This window comes from Spirosoma sp. SC4-14 (assembly GCF_037201965.1).
Classification (GTDB): domain Bacteria; phylum Bacteroidota; class Bacteroidia; order Cytophagales; family Spirosomataceae; genus Spirosoma.
Genome location: NZ_CP147518.1, coordinates 7,083,469 through 7,107,880 on the forward strand (window position 1 = coordinate 7,083,469; position 24,412 = coordinate 7,107,880).

Below are 24,412 nucleotides of genomic sequence, written 5' to 3' on the forward strand. Positions count from 1 at the left end.
GTTAAATCGTCACCTTATAATTCAGTTGAATTTCATCGCCCGTCATACCGCGAAACCCCCAGTTAGGGGCCGGGCTTTCCAGAATGCAGATTTCCAGATCCGTTACGGCCAGATTGAACGCCGGGCAAATACGTTCGTAGAGCAGATGAATCAGTTTCTTTTTAGTCTCGACCGTTCGGCCTTCCATCATCATAAATTCCAGAATCACATAACGCTCCGAAGCCGTTTCCGGTCGAAAAAAGTCTTCTGGCTCCAGGTAAAAAAAACGATGTGCCCGCTTGTTCTGCGGAAACTGAAGCGCATCGACCACACACGAATGAACCACCTCCGATAAGCGATCGCGGATGGGCTGCAAATGCGCCCGCACACCGTATAGTTTCACCTGGCTCATGCGGGTTGTTTTAGTTGGCTGGCCAGGATTGCAATGCCTTCTTCAAAACTATGCGGATCGTAGCCCAGAACGGCACGCGATTTGTCCAGAATAAAGCCTGTACGGGGCGGCCGCCGGGCAACCTGCGTAAACGTTGAGGCATCGGCCCTGGCAATCAGCGATTTGTCGAGCCCGAAATAGTCGGCCGTTTTGATGGCCATTTCGTAAGGCGTCAACACTTCTTTTCCCGAGATGTTAAAAATCCCTTCGGCTTCCTGGTCGGCAATCAGATAGCAGCCCATTGCCAGGTCTTCGGCCAGGGTTGGGCTACGCCACTGGTCGGTTACAACCTTAATGTTTTTACCATCTTCCAGCGATTTCTTTACCCACAAAATAATGTTGCTACGACTCATGTCGTGTGCAATACCATACACCAGCACAGTACGGGCAATGGCCCAGCGCAAATTAGAGTGCCGAACGGCAAACTCGCCAGCCAGTTTGCTCCAGCCATAGAAGCTAATGGGATTACCTTCGGCGGTTTCGTCGTAAGGGCCAGCCGCACCATCGAAAATAAAATCGGTCGATACATGCACCAGGAAAGCATTCGTTGCCTGGCAGGCTTCGATAATGTATTCGACAGCATGAACGTTCTGCGCCCAGCAGTTATCTTTCTGCGTTTCGCACTTATCCACATCCGTCATGGCAGCCCCGTGGATAACTACGTCGGGTCGTACGTCGGCAATGACGTCAAGAACCTGCTGGCGGTCCGTAATATCCATTGACCGGTACGTATAGCCTCCCGAAAACGGCAGACGATTGTCTCCTCTGGCTGTAGCGACGAGTTCGACTTCTGGTTTATCGGCCAGCAACCCAACCAGTTTCTGGCCCAACAACCCATTGGCACCGGTAAGAAGAATGCGTTTCATAAGCGAATGAGTATGCTTAATACTGGTAGTTATACAGTTTAGTAATCTTTTTTTTCTTTATCCAATCGCCCTTCATAGTCATACGGACATCCTTACTGGGGCGATCCATTTCATTACGAGGCTGTTTGGCAATACTATCCACTACGGCAAGGCCATCAATAACCTCGCCAAATACAGTGTAATTACCATCGAGATGGGGCGCTCCGCCGAGGGTTTTATAAACCTGTTTTTGTTGGTCGGTTGGCAGATGCCCTTTTATTCGTTCGATCCGCTCAATTTGCTTTTGTAGTTCTTCATCGGTCCAGACACGGCCCTGCACCACGTAGAACTGGCAACCGCTCGATGCTTTCTCGGGGTTATTGTCACGGGCAGCCGCTAATGCGCCTTTTTTGTGAAAAAGTGTTGGCACAAATTCGGCCGGAACCTTATAGCCCACATCGCCCCGGCCGAGTGGTTCGCCCGGTTGCGCTTTCCGTGAATTAGGGTCGCCCCCCTGAATCATAAATAAAGGAATGACCCGGTGAAAAAGCAGACTGTCGTAGAATTTCTGATCGACCAGTTTGATAAAGTTCTCTTTGTGTTTGGGCGTCTGATCATACAGTACCAGGTGCATAGTACCATAGGGTGTCATAAGCGATACGAGGTAATCTTTTTTCTTGCGGTTTTGCGCCAGTGCCAACGCAGGTATCAATAAAAAAACAAGCAGAAGTTTACGCATGACTAACAAAAAAACGGTGGTAAAATGGCAGCTTAGAGGAATACCCGATTCTGGAAAACATCTTTCAGCCGCTGATCGTGGGTAACCACCACCAAACTTGCCCCTATTTGCTCCGACTGTTCGTGCAACAGTTTTATAACGCGGTTCGTATTTTCATCATCAAGGCTGGAAGTTGGCTCATCGGCCAGAATTGTGTCGGGCTGATTCATTACAGCTCGGGCAATGCTTACCCGCTGTTGTTCGCCCTGGCTAAGCTGATGCGTTTTTTTGTTCAGGTGATCGGCAAAGCCAAGTTGCCCGGCCAGATCGCGCGCGCGATTTTTGTCCTGCGGCTTACCGGCCAGATAGTTCGCCAGCAACAGGTTATCCATCACAGACAAAGCGCTCACAAAATGTGGTTTCTGATACACGATGCCCAGGTGTTTGGCACGAAAGGCTGCGGTTTCGGCCGGGCTCAGTTTCGTCAGATCGGTTTGGTCGATAACGACCGAACCACTTTTGGGGCGAAGCAGCAAAGCCAGCAGGTGAAGAAACGTTGTTTTTCCGGTACCAGAGCGTCCCAGAATCAGAAGAGCTTCGCGATTAGCGCAGGATACATCCGGAAAAGCGAACTGTTTCGCGGGGTCGTATTCGAACGTGAGTTGATTAGTTGCCAGCATGAGATTCGGGCGAGTACTCACAAAAATAGGCAAAAGTTGTAATTTTGGGTGTTTTAGCGGCTGGCAATTAATGGTTCGGAGCTTATGAACCCACTTGAGCATGGCTATGTTGCCATCAGTCCCTAACTACTAATCACTATTCTCTTGAAACGTATCGCCCTGTTTGCTTCGGGTTCGGGCTCCAATGCCGAACAAATTGCTACCTACTTTGCTGCTAATGTTGATGTGGAAATTTCTTTGATTGTTTCCAACAATTCCAAAGCAGGCGTTATTGATCGGGCCCGGCGTCTGCATATTCCGGTATTACTCTTTGATCGGAAAACATTTTATGATACTGATCGTATTAATGAATTACTACAAAAGCAGTCAATCGACCTCATTGTGCTGGCTGGTTTTATGTGGTTAATGCCCGAAGCGATCGTACGGTCTTTTCCGAATCGGATTATCAACATTCATCCGGCTCTGTTACCAAAATTTGGGGGCAAAGGTATGTACGGTCATTTTGTTCACGAAGCTGTTGTGGAAGCAGGCGAAGCCGAATCAGGCATTACGATCCACTATGTAAATGAGCAATACGACGAAGGACAGATTATTTTTCAGGCTTCGTGCGCAGTTTTGCCAACCGATTCGCCAGACGACGTAGCGCGTAGTGTACAGGTTCTCGAACACGCTCACTACCCAAGAATAGTTGCCGAAGTGCTGGCAACCCTTGATCAACCAAAGCCATGAAACAGATCGTTGTTCTATCCTTTATGCTGGTAGTTATGGCCGGATGTTTTAAGCCAGTGCTGTATCTGCAAAACAAAACCCACTATCCGGTCGACGTATTCTACGAAAACCAACGCCCCGAACGGCCGTTTGATCCGTTGGAGGATCTGACGATCAAAGATGAAGTGCCGCTCACGGGTCGCCAATCAGGTAATGGCCGAATGCTCAGCCGGGGCAACGATATGCAACAAAAAGAACTGATGCTGTCGCGGCTAACCGTACAGGCCAAGAAACTTGGTGCCGATGCCTTAGTTGCTGTTAAGTACACTTACTACACATCGGCCACCGAAAACGGCTATGTGATGACAGGGCTGGCCGTTAAGTACAAGAAAGAATATGCAGTGGAGAACTAACGCCAGTCATTTGTCATTGCAGGGCTTTATAACCACGTAGGCATTTTTATCAAAAAGCCCTGTAGGTCATTGGAAATCAACAACTACACTTCCACTACCTGTAGTGTATTGCCATCGGCGCTCAGCGTAGTGTTAAACGTCTGTTCGGGTCGGGATGGAGGTGCCATTTTTACACTGCCATCGATATTGAATTCTCCGCCGTGCCACTGACATACAAAGTCATTCTGACTGGCCCGGTACGAAAGTGGCCCGCCATCGTGTGTGCAATCGTTCAGGAGCGCCACAAACGTGCCCTTGACGGTATTGGCCACCACCACCGCTCCGGCCGTTAGAAACTGTCCTTTGCTTTTCAGTTTGGCATTTTCGGGTTGGGTCAGATCGAGCGAAAAGTTAATCTTACCGGCAACCGGATCGGTGTTTCCTGTCGCCACGGCCTGCGAATTAGTACCATCTACGGGCGATGGCGATACATCGGCCGATTTAGAACAGCCTGAAAAATAAAGAGTTGATAAGGTAGCGGCACTTAAACCCAGGCTACGTAAAAAAGCGGCTCGGCTGATGGATCTGGGAGTGGGATACCCCGCCATAATTGATAAGTCAAGTATAGGCAACAACATAAGACCAATAACGCCTTCGCTGTTGACGTGATTCTTCTGACAAAGATCTCTTTTTCAGAAGAATCAATTATGACCGGAATATTATGATAGCGGCAAAATGAATTAAAAGACACTTAAATTCAGCCGCTTACAGGCAGAAAGAGGGCAATATACTAAACGACATGGCTAATAATAGCAGGCACAGTACTCCAACCATTACCAGCCATGTTGATTATGCTGGTTATTAGTTAACCTCTTCGTAATCGACGTATTCACCACCCGTAAAACGGGAACCGCTATCTTTTTTAGGGCGGCTTTCAACCCGGATTTCGCCCTCCCGGCGGTTTCCACGGCCTTCTCCCGGCCGTTTCTGTTCTTTCACTAGCTGCCGACCTACCAACAGATAAAACACAAACCGGCGGACAGGCGGCACGAACAGAATGATTAAAGTGATGATAAACAGATATTTTAACAGCATGTCGGGTGTCGTTAGTATTTAATTAACGCCGGGGCTGGTCGTTTAGTTTTCTAATCCGGCAAACGGTTTGTAGGAATGTTAACCGGTTTTCTGCTCTGATAAAAACCGGCTATTGTCCATATAAGGCTTTTCCGGCAGCCTCATACTTATCGCCGGCCGACCATTGTGGACGTGTAGGTCGATCAGCAATTAGTCGGGCTGCATGGGCAAATGCCTGACAGAACCGCTGAACGTAATTAAAATCCAGCGATTCAGGATTGTCGATTGCCTGATGGTAATATTTACCAATTGCGGCATCAAAGGACTTAAAGCCAGCCGAAAATGTAGGTGCAGGAACGCCTTTAGCCGCAAAGCTGACATTATCCGAACGGTCGAAAAGCCCCTGTTCGGGCGCTGGTTCGGCAAATACGCTTAAGCCTGCCGATTGGGCACCGGCTTCAATTTCAGCCCTGGCCCCGGTCCGCTCCAGCCCAATCACCGAAACAATAGTTGTATCGTTATAGCCAGCGCCGTCGGAGTTAAGGTCAAAAATGGTTTGTTTCAGTGGAATTAAGGGGTGTTCGGCATAGTACCGACTTCCCAGCAGACCTACTTCTTCGCCTGTTAGCGCCAGCACCAGTATCGACCGCTTCGGGCGTTGCTGCGACAGGGCTTTGGCCGCTTCCAGAATGGCTACCGTTCCGAACGCATTATCCCGCGCTCCATTAAAAATGCTATCGCTGGGCTGATACTGGCTACCGCCCTGTTTGCCAACACCAACATGATCGAAATGAGCCGACAGCATCACATATTCTTCTTTCAACTTCGGATCAGTTCCTTCAATAATACCGGCAACATTGGCCGATGGTGCCGGAGTTCGGGGCCGCCCGGATGTTTGAAGCGATACTGTTTGCCCGGCTTCTTTCAGTTGCTTATACTGATTATTGGTATTATTGACCCACAAATGCGCTACAGGAGCGCTATTACCATCCGTAACAGGCAGGGCAATCTGTTCGCGACTAAAATACTGATTTACAAACCCCCAGGGAATTGATTCGCTATAGAGTTCAAGCACTGCCGCGGCTCCTTTTTGGGCTGCCAGCTTCCGTTTTTCGGCCGAGGCCCGAAAAATTTCGCCCGGCCCTTTGGCTTCCGGCGAACCACCCTGTAGAACCACAATACGCCCTTTCACATCGCGGCCTTTGTAGCCATCGTCGCCATCGGTCAGGCCATAACCGGCATAAACCACTTCGCCCGAAATCCGGGTTGGCTCACCCGCCATCACAACCAGGTCTTTGCCAAGTCGTAACGTATCTGTACCCACTATCAATGTAGCCTTCGAAGCCGCTTTGACGCGCTCTAAAGCGATGGTCTGCAAATAATCGTTTTGCCCCGGAGGAGTTTTCAGACCTAATTGACGGAATTGTTCCGCAATGTATCGAGCTGCAATCTGATTGCCAATTTCGCCAGTCCGACGACCTTGTAATTCGTCGGAAGCCAGAAAACGGGTTTGTGCTTCAACTTCGGCTTTCGTAATAGAAAATTCGGGAAGTTTCGATGCGGTTGCCCCCGAACGGGCAGTAGTTGAGCGTGTCGTCCGGGGCTGTGCCTGTACCGACGCGGTAATCAAAGCCAGGCCCGCCAGCACAGCTACAAAAGAGTACGTTTGCATGATGATTGGGTTTCGGGGTAAAAATACAAAAAACCCGGCGGCCATCGCATCTCCTGATCAACCGGCTGCTAATTACGCTTATAGTGCTGGCGAGCAAACCGCATGAAGGTATCGGCCAATCCTTCGGTTATGCCCTGTAACTGAATCGAATAAAAATCCCGATGAATAGAAAGCCCCTGCACGTCGAGCACTTTCAGAATGCCCGCCCGTAGTTTATCCTGTACGGCAAAAATGGAAACAAAGGCCATACAGCGCGAGCTGCCCAGATAGGACTTAATGCTCTCCGTACTTCCAAGTTGCATCTCAATGGTCAGATCAGTAAGCCGAACACCAATACCCCGCAATGCATGTTCAATCACCTCAAGCGACCCGGAACCACGTTCGCGCAAGAGAATTGGTATTGCTTTTAACTCTTCGATGGTAATCTCGTCGCGGTCGGCCAGTGGATGATCGGCCTGACAGACTAGTACCAGTTCGTCTTTCACAAAAGGAGTATAGCGAATGTCGCTATGATGCGTTCGGCCTTCAACCAGCCCAAGATCGATATCTTTATTCAGCAATTGCTGTTCAATCTGTTCAGTATTTCCACTCAGCAGCGAGACCGTAACATCGGCCGAATGTTCATGATAGCGAGCCAGCACGGGCGGAATCACATATTGCGCCACTGTTGAGCTGGCTCCCAGGCGAAGCGTGCCACCGGGTTGGCCCTTCAGAGCATTCATATCGAACTCCAGTTGCCGGTAGGTTGCCATAATGGTTTCGGCATGACGCAATAGCAACTGTCCGGCAGTTGTCAGACTAATCTGGTTGCCTCGCCTATCGAAGAGGGCCGTTCCAAACTGATGTTCGAGTTCCTGAATATGCTTCGTTACGGCGGGTTGGGTTACGTATAATTCGGCGGCTGCTTTGGTGAAGCTAAGCCGCTTGGCCACCGTATAAAAGACATTCAGGCGAAAATCGAGCATAGTATGGTTAAACGTTGAATAGGTTGGTTAAGAGATGATTTCCCGAACGAGTTATTTATCAAAATACGCAGGAATCTCCCTATAAAGCAAAAATGTCCATTGCCGATAGGTTTCAGCAATGGACATTTTCGATTCAAGTATTTACGCTCTTACGGCCGAATAATAGACCATCCTTCCTGATCACGGATGATTAGCTCGCCATTGGCGCTCGGGACGTAGCTGACAAAGGGAAACAATTCGTCGCGGCTTATTTTCCGCATCCGCATGGTGTTCTCGCACATGGCCATAATTACACCCTGATCTTTCAGCTTTCTGATATCCTTCTCAAAATAAGGTTTATCCTTTTTATAGGCAGCTACAGCACCACCATATACCACCAGCTCAACCTCCAGTTTGCCCTTCAGTCGTGGGTCGTTCAGGGCATTCTGAATATTGGCCAGTGCATGACGAATAACCGATGTATCGGCTGTATTGAGCTGATAAACCGCCCGATAATGCGATTTTGTTGGCTGAGCGCCATGAAACGGACTGGCGTCATCGGATTGAGCCAGTACTGATGCGGTGGTGGTACAGGCAAAAAAGAGAGCGAATAAGCAGGAAAATTTCTTCATGAGTTTTAGTTTTTGATTTTAGTAAAGCTACTTCACTTTTCGCGCATCGGCAATGGGCTGAAACGGCCCAAACTTATGCTGATGCTCACTGAACTGATCGGCATAGGGGCCAGTTGGGAAATCGATTGGCTTACTGGCTAGCCGAGGCCAGTCGTGGCTCTGGTCTTTATGCGGCCGGGGCATCGAATTCACAAAAGCCGCCACATCCCAGGCTTCCTCATCACTAAGTTGTGGGCTAGCATAACTGGCCCCAAACGGCATATTGTTCTTAACATAACCCGCAAAATTCGACAGGCGATATAAACCAGCCGCATCGTTGTAGCTATGTGGGCCCCACATGGGCGGATAAACATACTCCGACGCACCTGCCACTTTCATTCCTTCGCCCTTGGCCCCATGGCAAACCTGGCACTTTGCGACATAAATTGCCCGGCCTTTGGTAGAATCGGCTGCCCGATCCAGATAAGCCAATTTTACCAGTCCTACTCCATCCGGGCGCTTTCCTTTAGGAACATCCGTACCAAGCCATTGCATATACGCCACCATTGCTTTCATTTCGCGGCTGGTGCTATCGGGGGCTTTTCCGCCCAAACTCCGTTCGAAACAGTCGGATATGCGCTTCACAATGGTTTCGACTGCACCCGAGCGTTCGCGAAACCTCGGATAAGTCGAAAACACCGCCGAGTAATTATTACCCAGCACTTTGGTTCCGGCATCGAGATGGCAATTCTGGCAGTTCATACCATTCGACAAGTGCTTTACCGATCCTGTCGGACCTAGATACTTAGCGGTGTGTGCAACCAGCTCACGACCGTAACGAATTTGTTTGCCCAACTCACCAGCCGGAATCCGGCTATCGGGGGGTGGACGCCAATAATCGGGGGGCGTTAGCGCCAGAAGCCCGCAAACGGGCACCACGATTCCGGCGAATCGGTAGCGTATTTTCAGCGGTCGATTAAGTTGTCGTTTGAGGAAGTTGGTTTTCATAACTTAAAGTAAATCAACCTTTACCACATTATCGTCGGAAACGCGGTCGATCAGTTTGTTGTATGGGTCGATACCGGCTTTACTGGGTTTTCCTTTCACGGTTACTTCGATAACGTGCTCGCCAGGTGTCAGGCTACGCTTCTGCATAAATAGCGGTACTTTCATCGTCAGCCCATCTTTGTTTTTGCTATCGTCGGCCAAAACGGCAATGTCGGCAATAACCGGCGCTTTGCCTTTGGCTATTTCCTTACCCGCTTTGTCGTAATATTCGGTTGCCGAGCGAACATATAATTTCACCTTATATTGCCCGTTTCCGACTGATTTTGCCTCGGCTTTGGTGATGCGATTGTCATACAGGGTGAGCTTTTCGAAATTATCGGTCAACCAGGGTTTTAGCGAATCGGGCGTGGCGGCTTTCAGGAAGCTATACCATTCCAGCGAGGTTGTAAAAGGAGCTTTTTGCCGAAACCGGGCCGCTTTCATGTAGTTGTTCATCGCCTGGTTAACCCGTTCTTCGCCAATATAATCCTGCAGGGCATACATCAGCATCGACCCTTTCTGATACCATACATACGATCGTGTATCGTTGTTGAGCATTGTAGCTTCAAATTTGTCTTCATTCGCTCGTCCGCTCAGATACCGATCCAGGCTATACTTCAAAAATTTCGGCATCGCATCGGCACTGTAGCGTTGCTTAAGCACCATCAGCGCCGAGTATTCGGCCATTGTTTCCGAAATCTGATTCGCCCCGCGTGTTCGGCTTGGCATAATCTGATGCCCCCACCACTGGTGGGCAACTTCGTGAGCTGTTACATAGTAGGCATAGTCGGTCTTGTCGGGATCACGAAAATCGCCAACCCAGCCAAACTCCTCCGAATAAGGTACTGTAGTTGGAAACGACTGTGCAAACGACGCATACCGAGGGAACTCAAGCACCCGCAACACCGGATACGGATAGGGAGCATAGTTTTTAGTATAATAGCTCAACGACGCTTTCATACTCGCGATGAACCGATCGAGATTGCGGTCATGACCAGGATGGTGGTAGACTTCCAGCGCTACAGTTTGCCCATCAGACCCCGTCCAGGTGTCGCGCTTAATGCCATATTTAGCCGAACACATACTGAAAAAATAATCAGAAAAGCCCGGTAGTTTGTACCTGAAATACTTTCGTGGTTTTCCGTCTGGTCCTTTCTGCACCCAGGTTTTCTGGAGTTGCCCCGGCATAACAGCTACCTGATCGGGCGTGGTCGAAATAGTTCCCTGAAACGTTACCCAATCGGCATCGTCGGTGAACAGAAAATCGCGCAGCCCCGCCGGGTCGTTCTGGGCAGGCAATGCCCATTGTTTTATCGGCAGATCATATTTTTTTCGGTACTTATCGCTGGTCAGTTCCAGGCTTTCGTCGTAGCCGAACGAAGGGAAAATGCCTACATTGAAAAAGGTACCATTCGCCAGCACATCCCGACTGTCGCCACTGTTGCTAAAGCCGACATACTGACCCGTCACGACCATTTCCATGCGGGCCGTATCGCCCGGATTTAGTTGCTGAGGCAACCGATAGATGTAATACCCCAGATCGTTATCGTCCAGAATTAACCGGGGGGCCTGCCCATTGATCGTAAAGGAGGTGAGTTTACGATGAAAGTTGTCGGCAGGCAGGGTCAGATGCAGCGAATCGAGCGGGTGATTGCCCTTGTTCACTATCGTAAAACTCCCCGAAGCGACGGCCTTAAACTCATCGGGAAAGACATCGACATTGACATTGGCGCTGGTGATTTTAGGCTGCAATCTATTGGCGTATTTATGGTATGTTTTTTCGAAAGTAGCCTGTAATTCACGTCGTTCATCAGCCGATAGATACCGGTTTTTCACGCTCACATTGGTATAGATCCAGGCGCCCATACTCACAAATGCGACGAGGCATAGTGCAAACAATATCATCGACATACGGCCCATGCGCTGACGGGCTAGCTGCCAGCGGGCTTTCAGACTCGTGTTGGCACCACGGTTCCAGAACCAAAGCGCCAGCACCAGCAGCAATCCACCAAAGGCATACCAATAGAGCCGGAAGGAGAACAAAGCTGTCAGGTAATGCCCGAACCCGTTCATATCTGAAATCTGAACTCCTCCTCCCGAAAAAGGCAACGCCAGTCGGTAATTGAACTCGGCAAACTGCGGAACAGCCCAGATAACAATATAGGTCGCCAGTGTAACAATATGCCCTACAAACTTCTGGTTGACCAGTGTGTGGATGAAAAACGCCAGCATGATCAACTGAAAATACTGTGTAAAAGCAATGCCGTAAACGTCTTTGATGTAGAGCGGAAACTCGTAATTGAAATAGCCTTTTACGGTCTGATTAACTACCCCCGATACCATAATAAGTGTACAGAGCAGCAGGCAAACATAGATCATCGACAGCAGTTTCGAACCGTAGTTCATCCAGTCGGGCACGGGCAATGCATCGGCAATGCTATCGTAATGAACCACCTTATCGCGATGAACCACTTCGCCGGTATAGAAAATGAGAACAATCAGAACGAAGAAGAAAAATGTACCGTTGCGAGCTTCGAGCATGGCGTAGGTCGTTGGCAATGAGGGCGTACCGTAAATCTGATTTCCAAACCAGCCATCTAAAAACAGAAATAAAATTGCCCCGATCAGAATAGCAATGAAATACGGGTCTCGAACAATATTCCCAAACTCAAGCCAGGCCTGCCGGAACATCTGCCGAACATACACTCCCGTCCGAAAAATCGGTTTGGGAGTTGGTAAACTTGCCAGCGTGGGTGCTGTTTCGTGGATGCTTTCGGCCTTGCTCTTCCGACCTAATTTAACCGCCAGAAACCGCGAAAAATCAAAACGCAGCAGGGTCAGTGCAAATACGAACAAGCCAACCACCGACCAGATTATCCGATTGGTTAACAGATCGCCTTCCACTGGTGCCAACAAGGAATTTTGTTCGACCGGCGACCAGTATTTGGTAGCCGCATCGTAGGCATATGATCCAAACGGATCGAGCAAATTGACGAGATGTTTATTTTCCAGATCCTGCGACAGAGTAGCGCCCAGCAAATAGGCAATAAACAGCAAAATACTACCGGCATATGTCGTGAATACCTGCCTGGAGAACGCAACCAGCCCGAAAAAAATACTCCCGACCAGAAACATATTGGGCACTACAAATAGCAGAAACGGGTAGGCATAATCACGAAAACGAATCGGCCCAAATCGGTCGACATTGTCGGCCAGGTTAAAAACGGGACCCAGTAACGAGCCAATCACAATACCTAACATGCCAATGGCCATGATGCCTAGCAAGGTCACAAACGATCCGAAAAAACGACCCAACACATAACCCCGTTCGGTGATGGGAAAGCTAAAAAAGTAGTTTTTTGTATTGTGTTCTATATCGCGGTAAATCGGCACGCCCATAATAGCCGATGCAATCAGCATCCCAAAAATGGTTAGCACAACCACAAACTGGCTGATGGCATACGGCGAGTTGATGTTTGTTTTTTCGGAAGCCGGCCCATTGCCATAAATCACAAACAGAAACGTAAATAGAAACAGAATCAGGGCATAGAGGTAGGTAGCCGGTCGCTTAAGTCGGTAGGCCAGTTCGAAGCGGAATAATTCGAAAAACATAGGAGAAGGGGTGTTAGAAAAGACAATTGGAGAAAAACATCGGTTTGCGTCAACAGCATCTATCCTCACACCGTTATTACATCCATCTTCTCGGTAATCTTCGCAAAGTATACATCCTCCAGGTCGGGCGAAATCGGATCGAAACCCGACAGGGGCAAGTCACTGTAAGCATGAAGACGAGTTTTACCCCCCTTCAGCTGGGTAGAAATGACCCGCACATTCTGCCGGTAGGTTTCAATTTCTGATTTTTCGACAAACTTCTGCCAGATTTTACCGTTTAGTTCGGTCACCAGATCGTTGGGATCGCCCGTGGCCACCACTTCGCCCAGACAAATGATCGCCATCTCCGAACATAGGTTCGTTACATCTTCAACAATATGTGTCGAAAGAATCACAATCGTATTTTCGCCAATTTCCGACAGCAAATTATGAAACCGGTTACGCTCAGCCGGATCAAGACCAGCCGTAGGTTCATCCACGATAATCAGTCGTGGACTACCAATGAGCGCCTGTGCAATGCCAAATCGCTGTTTCATTCCCCCCGAATACGTACCCAGATTTTTCTTCCGAACCGAATAAAGATTCACTTTCTGCAAGAGCCCGCTAACAATTTCCTTTCGCTCGCGGCTGTTGGCAATTCCCTTTAACGTTGCAATATGATCGAGCATAGCCTCGGCCGATACTCGCGGATAAACACCAAACTCCTGAGGCAGATAGCCAAGTACGCGCCGAACCGAATCCTTCTGCATCAACACATCCAGATCGCCATCTGGTAGTCCGGTTAGCCGAATATTTCCGCTATCGGCTTCCTGCAAGGTGGCAATTGTGCGCATCAGCGATGATTTCCCGGCTCCGTTAGGGCCCAGCAAACCGAACATCCCCTGCGGAATTGTGAGTGACACATCTTTTAGGGCATGAACACCATTGGCGTATGTTTTGGAAAGATGGTTTATTTCGAGCTTCATATCGGAAAGAAAAAATGATTCGGTTTGACTGGGAAGAAAACAAATTTCTGACACATAATTAAAACAAATAGCCAAACTTTCGCAGACGGTCGATACGACGGCGGGAAAGCAATTGTTCGGCAACTGTGTATCAGCAAGGCAAAAACAGCGGGTTTCTCGGCGGAGCTAGTTCGAATCGACTTTAGCGGTTGGCACATCCAGGCTCGAATAGGGCGAGTTGTTGCTGATATATTCGGGCACTGCTTCCTTTAGAATACGAACCAGTTGGAGCTGATCTATGTCGAGAAGAGCAGGAGTAAATTGCAGGAAGGCCTGCTGGATCAGTAGCTTATCGGGTGGTAGCAACCGGGCTATCCTGATTTTTGGATGATGAGTCGGCAAAACTGACTCATCGGTATGCAGCAGTTCTTCGTATAGCTTTTCGCCCGGTCGTAAACCCGTAAACTCCAGTTTAATCTGTTTGTCGACTTCATAACCCGACAGCCGAATCATTTGCCGGGCCAGATCCGCAATTCGAATAGGTTGCCCCATATCGAACACAAACACCTCTCCGCTATTGCCCATTGCTGCGGCTTCGAGTACGAGCTGGCAGGCTTCAGGAATTGTCATAAAATAGCGAATAATATCGGGGTGCGTTACCGTTACGGGTCCGTTCATCTCAATCTGCCGCTTAAAAGTCGGCACAACCGACCCATTGGAGCCTAGCACATTACCGAATCGGGTAATAATAAAATCGGTCGTTGCGCTCCCGTTCAGGCTCTGCACATACATTTCGGCAAAGCGTTTGGTTGCTCCCATCACATTGGTCGGATTCACAGCCTTGTCCGTCGATATCAGTATAAATTTCTCGACATCGAACAGTACAGACGCATCAGCTACGGCCTTAGTACCCAACACGTTTACTTTGACGGCTTCGTAGGGTTGTTCTTCCATCAGCGGAACGTGTTTGTAAGCAGCCGCGTGAAAGACAAATTCGGGTCGGTATTGTTCAAAGATACTACGTAGCCGAATGGTATCGGTCACATCGGCCACCAGACCAGTTAGTGTAGTGGCCGCAACAAGCTCCCGAAACTCCGTTTTTAGTTTAAAAACCAGATCATACAGTGCCGATTCTGCCTGGTCGAGTACGATTATGTGTTTAGGCTGATGATGCAATAGCTGGCAAACCAGTTCGCTCCCAATAGAGCCAGCCGCTCCCGTTACCATCGCAACCCGGCCGCGCACAAACTGGATAATCGCTTTATTATTCAACTGGATCGCTGGTCGGCCCAGCAAATCGTCGATGCGAATATCCCGGATTTGGCCGCTGCTCAGTTGCCCGTTTATCCAATCCTGCATGGACGGCACCACTTTAACAACCACCTGATGCTGAAGCAAAAAATCAGCAATTTTGTTGCGTCGATCGACCGGCAGATTATTTATCGCCAGAATGACTTCGGGCCGGATAGCCGTTGTTAAAAACAGCCCGGCAGCTTCATGCGGACTAAAAACCTGAATACCATGTACGGTTTTCTGTGTTTTAGAGGAGTTATCGTCGATAAATCCCAGAATTCGATAATCGGGGTCACGATTGATAACCTCCTTCGTATGGATACCTAATGCTCCGGCACCATAGATGAGCACGGGCCGGGCCTGACTGACCGGTTTTGCAATTAAAAGCTGATAGAGGTATTTTATGGTAAATCGAATACTAACCAGCAGTACCATACTGATAAAGTACTCGATCACCAGAATAGAAATTGGGATATATACTAATGGATTCTTATAGGCCACCTTGAGGGCATAAGATCCCACAGCCGCCAGCAGGCTGCTAAGTGAAACAGCCCGGCCAACCAATAGGGCATCTTCAACGCCCGTATGCCGAATAACCCCTGCAAACGGTCGAATCCACAGAAACAGCACTAATCGACATCCCAGGAGCCCAAAAAAATGATTCCAGTGCCAGTTGGCAGGCTCAATGGTAACATTAAATCGTAAGGCCCACGCACAAATAAAAGCCAGTATAGTTATTGTCAGATCGAGCAATAGAACCAGCAAACGCGGGGCAAAATGATTGGCAACCTTCGCAGACAATAACTGCTTCATTCAGGTTCATTTATCGTTACAAGTCGGTGAGTCAGAGCAGCAATAGCCCGCTGCTATTCAACCGACAAAGATAAATGAGTGACTTAGCCACACAAGCCGTTAAGTAACTTTATAATCGAAATACCGAACTAATTTATATATACCCAATGCATAAAGCGAAACGTCTTGCTGGTTATGCATTTCGTTTTCATTAGTTAGTTTTAGGCCGCTTATATAACGGCACAGTGCTACAAGGCTCTCCAAATAACAAACTTTGCACAACGGGGCGTAACACCCGCGTCAGCTCAACATAAGCGGCTGTTGGTACCGGCACTTTCGAACACCCTTTGACCACTACACGCGCATCGCGGTAATTGTCGGGATTAATACGGCTGATGGCGTCAAAATAGAGTTTTTCCTCCAGGTCGGTCAGCGTTCCAAAAACAACGGTGTTGGCATAAGGCTGTAGCTGCAAGGTCAGCAACATATAGGCCCAGGTTGGCACAATGGCATCCTCGGTACAGGTGATAGCCACATTTTTGCCGGCATACTGGCTCCAGTCATGTTCTTTAAGAAAGACCCGAAACTCTTTTTCTTTCAGAATCAGGCCCATATAGAGGTTATCTTTCAAATCATAGACAACTCGTTGGCCCGAATGATAGTATTCTTCCAGATCAAGAGTAATAAGGCCACTGCTGGCAACTCGGTTGATAATTTCTGTTTCCATTCGTTTCGTTAGCGGCCTATGATTTAATGGTCCCAAAGGCACCGCTCCAACCGCCTGTTCCTTTCTATCCAACAACCCTTTACCGCCGAAAGGTTCTTTGTCACCGCTGGCAAAAATCGACCCTATAGTCTGTAAATTTTTGCTACTTTTGTTTTTATATCTAATTACAATTGCCCTAAACGATTGGCTCATGAAATTCATCGTTTCCTCGTCAGTACTGCTAAAAAACCTCCAAAATATTAACGGCGTCGTGGCGACTAACCCGATTGTGCCGATTCTCGAAAATTTCCTGTTTCGTATCGAAGATGGAACGTTGACCGTTACCGCATCGGATCTGCAAACCACCATGACAACGCAGATTCCGGTCGACGCATCGGAAAACGGCGCTATAGCTATTCCAGCCAAATTATTGCTCGACACCCTGCGGAGCCTGCCCGAACAGCCCGTAACGGTAAACATTGATACGGAGACGTTTGGCACCGAAATCCTGACCGACAATGGCCGCTATAAACTCTCGGGCGAAAACCCGATTGATTTCCCAAAACTGCCAATCGTCAACAAAAATATGTCGGTCGATATTCCGTCGGAAGTGTTGCTGGGCGCTATCAACAATACCGTTTTTGCAACGAGCACCGACGATCTGCGCCCTGCTATGACGGGAGTTTATCTGCAACTGAGTCCCGACAATGCCACCTTTGTTGCCACCGACGGCCACCGGCTTATCCGCTATCGCCGAACCGATCTTGGTGCATCGGCCAGCTCGTCGATTATTATTCCGCGCAAGGCATTGCAACTGCTCAAAGCATCGCTGCCCGATAATGTACCGGTTACGGCCGAATTTAGCCAGGCGAATGCGTCGTTTGCCTTTGGCCCAACGCAACTGATCTGCCGCCTGATCGATGAGCGATTCCCCGACTACGAAAACGCCATTCCGACCAACAATCCGAATGTAATGACCATTGGCCGGACCGATCTGCTCAACTCGCTCAAGCGGATCATGATCTACGCCAATCGGACAACGCACCAGATTCGGCTATCGCTTAAAACGAACTCGCTGACCATTTCGGCCGAAGATCTGGACTACTCCAATGAAGCGAACGAAAAACTGTTGTGCGACTACGATGGCGACACGATGGAAATTGGTTTCAATGCTAAATTAATGGCTGAAATGCTGAGTAACCTCAGCGCAAAAATGATTTCACTCGAACTGTCGGCTCCTAACCGGGCTGGTTTGCTGATTCCGGCCGACAAAGAAGAAAACGAAGACATTCTGATGCTGGTAATGCCAGTAATGCTGAATACTTACGCATAGTTAGTGAAGCATGAAGCGTGAAGAATAATTAGCTATATCATTTATTCTTCACGCTTCATGCTTCATTCCTCTTTTTATGGCCTCCAAACGTACGGCTCCCGCTCTTATCTTCATCTTTATTACGCTCCTGATCGATGTTACAGGACTCGGGATTATTATTCCGGTATTTCCGAAACTGATTGAGCAGCTTATTCATGGTAACATCAGTCAGGCAGCCAGTTATGGCGGATGGCTGACGTTTTCCTACGCGTTGATGCAATTTATTTTTTCGCCCATTCTGGGTGGATTAAGCGATCGGTTTGGTCGTCGGCCCGTATTGCTATTCTCACTGTTTGGGTTCGGCCTCGACTATATTCTTCAGGGATTTGCTCCAACCATTGAGTGGTTGTTTATAGGGCGCGTTCTGGCAGGTGTTACTGGTGCCAGCTTTACAACAGCCACAGCCTACATCGCAGATGTGAGTCCCCCCGAAAAACGAGCCCAAAATTTTGGGTTGGTCGGTGCTGCTTTTGGGGTAGGCTTCATTCTGGGGCCAGTCATTGGCGGCTATCTGGGTCAATATGGCCCCCGAGTCCCGTTTTTCGTAGCGGCCGGTCTGACCATGGTCAATTTTCTATACGGTTTGTTCATTCTGCCCGAATCGCTTCCGGCCGAAAACCGGCGCCCGTTCGACTGGCGTCGTGCCAATCCGGTTGGGTCGCTGCTCCGATTAGGCAAATACCCGGTTATTCTGGGGCTGATAGCGTCGCTGGTTTTGATTTATATTGCCGGGTTTGCCGTACAGGGAACCTGGACGTTCTACACGATGGAGAAATTCAAATGGGACGAAAAAACGGTTGGCCTGTCGCTGGCCACTATCGGGGTTTCGTTTGCCATTGTACAGGGCGGACTAAGCCGGGTTATTATTCCCAAACTTGGTCAGCTACGATCGGTATATGTGGGCCTAACGTTTAGTGCCATTGGGTTTGCTCTGTTTGGCTTTGCCAATCAAAGCTGGATGATGTTCGCGTTCATGGCTGTTTATGCTATGGGTGGCATTGCGCAGCCATCTATTCAGGGCATTATTTCTAATCAGGTACCCGCAAACGAACAGGGCGAATTGCAGGGAGCCCTAACGAGCCTGACGAGTACTACGTCTATTTTTGGTCCACTCATCATGACCAATCTGTTCTCGTTTTTTACCTCCCCCAACGCACCAACCTATTTACCCGGTGCCCCGTTTTTTCTGGGCTCGGTTCTGATTCTGATTAGTGCCATTCTGGCCCGACGGGGCCTGAAACGCAACCTTGTGGTGACCGACCTTAAACCAGCCCAAACCAGCCCAGGCTAAAACTCACGGCATTGCACGTAAAACCGACCAGCAAACTATACGGCCAGGATGTTTTCCATAAATAGCGTATCCAACTGCTTTCGGCAAAAGACACCAGCCCTTCGAGCAGGTAGATGTTTCCTCCAAATCGGGAGTAGAAATAAAGTAGAAACGGCCATGTCGACGCACTGATTAACATCCCCAGCAGTACAATTCGAACGGGCTGGTCGTAGCGCCACAAGAACAGTAAGAGCAGTGGGATTTCGACCAGCCACGTTTTTATCAAGTCGGCCCACATTATTTTCTGCGGTTACGGATATATCGAACAAACAAAAGTCCGGCAATCGACACGAATCCAACTCCCCATAACGCATCCGTATTAAGCGAAAACGCCAGTTTTTGCCTGATGGCTTTTACAGATGGCTCCGGCCTTTTGTCTTGTCTAATATATATTTTTCGCTCCTTACTGCCATCGGCAAACGTATAGCGAACACTTTCGTAAGCAATGGCAAAATTCTTCTTCGTTAATCGCCTGACCGTTAACACATCTTCAATAGAACTAAGGGGGTCTGTTTCCTCAACGGAAGAAACCGAGCTAATCGTAATCGTTGACCGGAGCATTGCCGGATTATTTTCGAAATAGCGTTGACGTCTCTTTTGAGTTTCTTCCTGCTCTTCATGGTTTCTGTTTATGAGCATATTCTCATCAAAATCTGCCCTGGCAATTGCGCAAAGAACTGGCCGACTCAGCCGATAAAACTCAACACATTGACCAGGTTGGATAACGCTGTAACTATACGACGGAAAGGTATAGTAAGCTAAAAACACGTAGTCGGGATATTGGTCGCTATTCGCAATCCGAAAGCAGTAGTGTACGCTATGGCTACCGGGCCGTATCATATCGGCTTTTGCGCAACCTACCGAACAGAGCAGGCACCCTGCGAGAAAAAATTCGTATCGGCTCATAAACAAGGAATTACATCTGTTTGCGCTTCCGAATCATGCGTACAACCAATAGTATCACAATAGCAAGCCCCCCAGCTAAAAGCGCGTAATCCAGCGTGGGTTCCCCAGTTGGCCGACTACGGACAATATCAGCAAAAGGAGCCGAAAATGAGTTGATTGCCAGGAAAAGGCATAGATCTGGTTTCATAGTTTTACGATTTTAACCGGGATTGATTAATGATTTGAGGGTAGTTTAAATCGGCGCAGGCTGGCATAATAAAGCCCGACAGTAAGCACTCCAGCCAGCAAAAATTGCGACCCCAAAAAGCCATCAGCAACAAACGGAGCGAATAAAAAAAGCCCACCGACGGCAATTGCCAAGCCAAACGCAACCCCGCTAACCGCAGCCGGTCTATCGGGCACAATGCGCTGTAAGGCAATCACACTGAGCGGAGTAAGCGATTGCAGCAGTCCGGTTCCAAGCATCAGCCAGAACAACTGTCGATACCCCCAACTGAGCGCAGGAATCGCAATCGTCAGCGCCATTATTGCATAGGTTTTCCAGGGAACCCGGTCGGCAATCCAACCGCCAATCAGTTTACCAACCATGGCAGCCAGTGCCATATACAACAGCCAGTCATATTGCTGATCGTATAGCAGTTGCAGACTATTCCAGATGGCAGACCGAAGCGCTATAGCCATCAGCAACACAATCATCAGATAGTCGTGCCGATCGAGCGCTGAATTAACGGTTTCGGGCACTTTCCGACGAGCAAGCGGAAATTTAGCGCGAATTATCAATAGCACTAAGGCACTCATACTCACAATCAGGGCATAACTCACCCAGGCATACTGCATAGCACCAGCCCACCCTCCCATGGCCAGTCCCATAACCCCAAAGGCCGAAAACAAACCGACAAATCGCGATTTATCGGGAAAACAAACGAGTGTAGTAGCACCGCCTGCCACGTGGAAAACAGCCGAACTTAGCCCTGCCAGCGCGATTGCAACCCACATGACCTGAACAGACAATAACCCCAGGGCAATAACCATCCCCAGTAACGACAACACAGCAGGTTTACGGTAATGTCCAATGCGATCTAGCCAGATACCCGCCGGTAATTGTCCACCAAAAGCGAGCGCATTATAGAGCAGCACAGCGCTACCGATCTGAACAAAGCTACTGTTTTGCGATAGACTTCCAATTAGGTAACCCGCTGCCGCGTCTGACAAGCCGTGGCCTACGCCAAGTAACAGCACCGTAGTTCGGTAGTTCGAATAAGCTGTAGCGAGTTTGCTTTGTGTGTTCATGGATGCGAGACAAGAAAGAACACAACAAAGATCTGGCAATGAGCCACGGCATCCTATCTGGGAAAACCTATATTTCGCAGCCGATAAACCTGTATTTTTCTCTACAGCAGCCCATTACGATTCTTTTTTAAAATCCATTCCGGCAAACACGAGCGTACTGGCCTTACCCGAAAGATCCAGAATAAACTGCGCTTTGGCTTTGCCATACCAGGCCTTTTGGTATGGCCCATAGAACGTATCAAAATGCCAGTGCGCCAGAGTTGCATTTACCGTATTGTTGATAGCAAACACCAACTGATTGTCCACCACACGTACGATGGCTTCTCCATACAAAGGGCTTTTATAGGTTCCGGCATAAGCCGACAATGGCAATGACGGTTTCGTGCCGCCAACGCGTTTGGCTACAAATGCCCGTTCCGCGTTTCTATTCTGTTGCCGAATGCCATCATACAGCTCTTTAAATTCGGCACTCCAGTCGCGGTTACCGCCCAAGGCAAACCAATCGAAGGTTTTATACATCAGGGCATGACGGACTTCGGCATGGTCGTAATTTCCAAACACATACACGCCCAGTTTAGCGTCGGGTAGCTGCCCAATAATGGCCGTCAGGCCCGACAAACTCCCCGTATGAAAATTAACTCGGTGGCCCTTATAATCATGCTGGTACCAGCCAAGTCCGTATGTCCGCCAGTTGGGCTTCAGGATCTGCATGGTTGGATATTCGTCTTCCGGGAAAAACGTCTGGGGTTTAAACAGCTCGGCCCAGGTTTCGGGTTTCAGTAAACGCCCACCACTATACTTACTACTGTCGAGCATACAGATTACCCACTTGCTGATGTCGTCGGCCGATGACCAGACAGCCCCCGCCGACCCAATTTCGCTATCGGTTCCGTAGTCGATTACGCGAATGGTATCGTTGATGTTGTAGTGCGGACGGGTTACGTTGGAATCATTAATGTAGCTACGTTTAGGAGCCGTACGGGTCATGCCTAAGGGCATAAAAATCCGCTCCTTCAGGTATTCAGCCCAGGTTTTACCAACAATCCGTTCAATAACGCGTCCCGCAGCCGAGTAGAATGTATTCTGGTAGGCAAACCCCGCCCGGAACGAATAGCTCGGTTTCACCAGCTCTAATTTCCGGAACATTTCAGTAGCCGAAATCGTCATGGCTCCCGTCAGAAAGTCGGTACTACCAAGGCCCGTATCATGAATGAGCAGATCGCGAACTTTCAATTCGCGTGTCACATAAGGGTCATAGAGTTGCAGCTCAGGAATGTATTTCGAAACGGGGTCGTCCCACGACAACCTGCCTTCATCAACCAGCATTCCCATCAGGGTTGTAGTCATGGCTTTCGTAGTCGACGCGCAGGCAAACAGAGTTTGCGTATCAACAGGCTCCGGTTTGCCCAGTTCGCGTACGCCATACCCTTTTTTAAAAATCACCTGATTATCTTTAACAACGGCAATCGATAACCCAGGCACCTGCCATTGTTTTCGAACGGTCTCTACATACGCATCGAATTCCTGAAGTTGTTTGGGCGAGACTGGCTTTTGAGCAAAGACAGAAACTGTAAGAATCCAAAAGAGGAATAAAATCGGCTTGTTCATAAAGGCAGGTTATATTGCAGCGAGGTCAATATACCAGCAATTTATGGGGCAAGCCGGCAACTTTGCAATATATTCACAAATTAAACACGGCATAAAAACGAAGAATCATGCCATCTTCCGTCTTTAAGCCCATTAGCGACGGGCGCTCAATATTATACTCACTCATGTTAACAGGAAATTCACCGGTCAATGTTAATTTTCCCCCGGCCTCTTTCCGAATAGTCTGTAGTGTTACTGGTTTTGTTACTCCATGAAACGTCAGATTTCCTTTAGCGACCAGCATACCATTTTCGTCAGGCCTAATATCGGAACTTACAAACGTAACATTCGGATATTTCAGGCCGTCGAGTACTTCGATGGCGTGCGAATCGCGGTTATTATTGTGGCTGTCGAACGATGCTACTTTAATAGAAACAGCCACATTTTCGGGCATTTTTGTTTCATCATTATACATCACTGCACAATTCACATCGTGACTAACGCCCTCCCAGTTATGAAGTGGGTGTTTAGCGGCATAGGTTACGGTCGATACGCTTTTATCGGCTACCAGTTTACGTTTTGCCAGTGGGCTTACAAAGGCGCACAACAGCAGGGTAGCTAACCCATAGCTACGAAAAGTTGGATGGTTCATCGTTGTATGTAGATAGGTAATTGGGAGTAAGGAGCGATGAATTGCTGAATACGAAGGGGAATCAGTCGTCTATTCTTCCTTCTGGCTTTTCATTTCTTACACTTTCCCAATCACCAGATTATCAAAAAGTGAGCGATACAATTGAAGCCGCATAGGCTCCGAATGTAGTATAGGCCACGGCCCGATGGTAGGGCTTCAGATCGGGATGATCGTCGATCATATGCGCCAGAATGTTTGTTGCTACCATGCCTGTCAGGTGAACAATGGCCAGATATTTATGGAGTTTGATGGTTGTGAAGCCCCGCTTTGGGCCAACAACTGGAGGTGGAGATGTCAGGGCCAATGCCAGCGTGGTGCCATAGGTAATGTTGATCAACGTGGCCGACCGTTCGTGCCAGCGTTTGGTATCGACATACTCCTGGCCTTTGGCATTATAGAGCTTGGCCCCCAGTAATCCCTGTGCAATAAATCCGGCCAGCGTTACAAAGCCACCCACCTGATGTGCCACCAGCATCGTCCGCCGAACTTTCAGTTCATGCGCCCGCCCCTCGGGTGTTAAAGGAGCAATATTCAGGCTTCGCATCAATCCTTTTTTTCCCCACAGCACCCGCTGCGTAAAGATCATTTTGTGTGGCAGCAATGGCTGCGCTTCGGTCGAATCGATGAGGCCGGCCAATAACGCATCGGCCTCATTCTGTAGTGTATCTGCCGATACCGGTTTTCCAGCACGGGTCGAATCCTGGGCCTGTAGTGAGGAAATTCCCCACCACAGGCATATGCCCAAAAGAATATGTTTCATGGAGCAGC

At 48.8% G+C, this 24,412-nt stretch carries 25 protein-coding genes; 4 read left to right on the plus strand and 21 right to left on the minus strand.

What is annotated here, in order from left to right:
* Position 1: 1 nt before the first annotated feature.
* Genes WBJ53_RS29180 through WBJ53_RS29195 form a run of 4 tightly spaced genes read right to left on the minus strand, consistent with a single transcriptional unit; the run spans position 2 to position 2,673 of the window.
* Positions 2-391 (minus strand): tautomerase family protein, encoded by a 390-nt coding sequence (locus WBJ53_RS29180; RefSeq protein WP_338872915.1) that lies wholly within the window; start codon positions 389-391, stop codon positions 2-4.
* The gene (locus WBJ53_RS29185) at positions 388-1,296 is read right to left on the minus strand and encodes an SDR family oxidoreductase (RefSeq protein WP_338872917.1); all 909 of its coding nucleotides are present in this window, start codon (positions 1,294-1,296) and stop codon (positions 388-390) included. The genes WBJ53_RS29180 and WBJ53_RS29185 overlap by 4 nt, the downstream gene beginning before the upstream one ends.
* Positions 1,297-1,312: 16 nt before the next feature.
* Positions 1,313-2,014: a peptidylprolyl isomerase gene (locus WBJ53_RS29190; RefSeq protein WP_338872919.1), complete on the minus strand. Its 702-nt coding sequence runs from the start codon at positions 2,012-2,014 to the stop codon at positions 1,313-1,315.
* 32 nt (positions 2,015-2,046) lie between these two features.
* On the minus strand, positions 2,047-2,673 hold the full coding sequence (locus tag WBJ53_RS29195; protein WP_338872921.1) for an ATP-binding cassette domain-containing protein: 627 nt from the start codon (positions 2,671-2,673) through the stop codon (positions 2,047-2,049).
* A gap of 144 nt (positions 2,674-2,817) precedes the next feature.
* Between WBJ53_RS29195 and purN the strand changes: the two genes are divergently transcribed.
* Together purN and WBJ53_RS29205 are read left to right on the plus strand one after the other, a co-directional pair.
* Positions 2,818-3,402, plus strand: coding sequence for a phosphoribosylglycinamide formyltransferase (gene purN / locus WBJ53_RS29200; RefSeq protein WP_338872923.1), 585 nt, complete (start codon positions 2,818-2,820; stop codon positions 3,400-3,402).
* Positions 3,399-3,794, plus strand: coding sequence for a hypothetical protein (locus WBJ53_RS29205; protein WP_338872925.1), 396 nt, complete (start codon positions 3,399-3,401; stop codon positions 3,792-3,794). The genes purN and WBJ53_RS29205 overlap by 4 nt, the downstream gene beginning before the upstream one ends.
* 83 nt (positions 3,795-3,877) lie before the next feature.
* Here the strand turns inward: WBJ53_RS29205 and WBJ53_RS29210 are convergent, their stop codons facing one another.
* From WBJ53_RS29210 to WBJ53_RS29255, 10 genes are all read right to left on the minus strand, one after another.
* Positions 3,878-4,381 (minus strand): Rieske 2Fe-2S domain-containing protein, encoded by a 504-nt coding sequence (locus WBJ53_RS29210; RefSeq protein WP_338872927.1) that lies wholly within the window; start codon positions 4,379-4,381, stop codon positions 3,878-3,880.
* 253 nt (positions 4,382-4,634) lie between these two features.
* The gene (locus WBJ53_RS29215) at positions 4,635-4,868 is read right to left on the minus strand and encodes a DUF4834 domain-containing protein (RefSeq protein WP_338872929.1); all 234 of its coding nucleotides are present in this window, start codon (positions 4,866-4,868) and stop codon (positions 4,635-4,637) included.
* Positions 4,869-4,977: 109 nt separating this feature from the next.
* A complete protein-coding gene (locus tag WBJ53_RS29220) occupies positions 4,978-6,519 on the minus strand; it encodes a M20/M25/M40 family metallo-hydrolase (protein WP_338872931.1) in 1,542 nt (513 codons plus the stop codon).
* Between the two features lie 68 nt (positions 6,520-6,587).
* Positions 6,588-7,484 (minus strand): LysR family transcriptional regulator, encoded by an 897-nt coding sequence (locus WBJ53_RS29225; protein WP_338872933.1) that lies wholly within the window; start codon positions 7,482-7,484, stop codon positions 6,588-6,590.
* Positions 7,485-7,633: 149 nt separating this feature from the next.
* Entirely contained in the window at positions 7,634-8,095 is a 462-nt protein-coding gene (locus WBJ53_RS29230) for a DsrE family protein (protein WP_338872935.1), read from the minus strand.
* A gap of 27 nt (positions 8,096-8,122) precedes the next feature.
* Entirely contained in the window at positions 8,123-9,082 is a 960-nt protein-coding gene (locus tag WBJ53_RS29235; RefSeq protein ID WP_338872937.1) for a c-type cytochrome, read from the minus strand.
* A 3-nt stretch (positions 9,083-9,085) separates the two neighbouring features.
* Complete coding sequence (locus WBJ53_RS29240) at positions 9,086-12,733, minus strand: M1 family aminopeptidase (protein WP_338872939.1); 3,648 nt, start codon at positions 12,731-12,733, stop codon at positions 9,086-9,088.
* Positions 12,734-12,798: 65 nt separating this feature from the next.
* Entirely contained in the window at positions 12,799-13,698 is a 900-nt protein-coding gene (locus WBJ53_RS29245; protein ID WP_338872941.1) for an ABC transporter ATP-binding protein, read from the minus strand.
* 165 nt (positions 13,699-13,863) lie between these two features.
* The gene (locus WBJ53_RS29250; protein WP_338872943.1) at positions 13,864-15,783 is read right to left on the minus strand and encodes a nucleoside-diphosphate sugar epimerase/dehydratase; all 1,920 of its coding nucleotides are present in this window, start codon (positions 15,781-15,783) and stop codon (positions 13,864-13,866) included.
* A gap of 190 nt (positions 15,784-15,973) precedes the next feature.
* On the minus strand, positions 15,974-16,489 hold the full coding sequence (locus tag WBJ53_RS29255) for a DUF2480 family protein (protein WP_338872945.1): 516 nt from the start codon (positions 16,487-16,489) through the stop codon (positions 15,974-15,976).
* A gap of 190 nt (positions 16,490-16,679) precedes the next feature.
* Between WBJ53_RS29255 and dnaN the strand changes: the two genes are divergently transcribed.
* On the plus strand, positions 16,680-17,801 hold the full coding sequence (gene dnaN / locus WBJ53_RS29260; protein ID WP_338872947.1) for a DNA polymerase III subunit beta: 1,122 nt from the start codon (positions 16,680-16,682) through the stop codon (positions 17,799-17,801).
* A gap of 76 nt (positions 17,802-17,877) precedes the next feature.
* Complete coding sequence (locus WBJ53_RS29265) at positions 17,878-19,131, plus strand: TCR/Tet family MFS transporter (RefSeq protein WP_338872949.1); 1,254 nt, start codon at positions 17,878-17,880, stop codon at positions 19,129-19,131.
* On the opposite strand, the gene WBJ53_RS29270 is transcribed toward WBJ53_RS29265, so the two are convergent.
* The 7 genes from WBJ53_RS29270 to WBJ53_RS29300 form a co-directional block, all read right to left on the minus strand.
* Positions 19,103-19,408, minus strand: coding sequence for a hypothetical protein (locus WBJ53_RS29270; protein ID WP_338872951.1), 306 nt, complete (start codon positions 19,406-19,408; stop codon positions 19,103-19,105). The two genes, WBJ53_RS29265 and WBJ53_RS29270, sit on opposite strands and share 29 nt — an antisense overlap.
* Positions 19,408-20,076, minus strand: coding sequence for a hypothetical protein (locus WBJ53_RS29275; RefSeq protein ID WP_338872953.1), 669 nt, complete (start codon positions 20,074-20,076; stop codon positions 19,408-19,410). The genes WBJ53_RS29270 and WBJ53_RS29275 overlap by 1 nt, the downstream gene beginning before the upstream one ends.
* Positions 20,077-20,086: 10 nt before the next feature.
* Entirely contained in the window at positions 20,087-20,263 is a 177-nt protein-coding gene (locus WBJ53_RS29280; protein WP_338872955.1) for a hypothetical protein, read from the minus strand.
* Between the two features lie 26 nt (positions 20,264-20,289).
* On the minus strand, positions 20,290-21,366 hold the full coding sequence (locus WBJ53_RS29285) for an MFS transporter (protein WP_338872957.1): 1,077 nt from the start codon (positions 21,364-21,366) through the stop codon (positions 20,290-20,292).
* A 114-nt stretch (positions 21,367-21,480) separates the two neighbouring features.
* A complete protein-coding gene (locus WBJ53_RS29290) occupies positions 21,481-22,974 on the minus strand; it encodes a serine hydrolase (RefSeq protein WP_338872959.1) in 1,494 nt (497 codons plus the stop codon).
* 73 nt (positions 22,975-23,047) lie between these two features.
* Positions 23,048-23,605 carry a YceI family protein gene (locus WBJ53_RS29295; RefSeq protein ID WP_338872961.1) on the minus strand — a complete coding sequence of 186 codons (558 nt, stop codon included), beginning with the start codon at positions 23,603-23,605 and terminating at the stop codon, positions 23,048-23,050.
* Positions 23,606-23,726: 121 nt separating this feature from the next.
* A complete protein-coding gene (locus tag WBJ53_RS29300; RefSeq protein ID WP_338872963.1) occupies positions 23,727-24,404 on the minus strand; it encodes a hypothetical protein in 678 nt (225 codons plus the stop codon).
* Between the last annotated feature and the right edge of the window lie 8 nt (positions 24,405-24,412).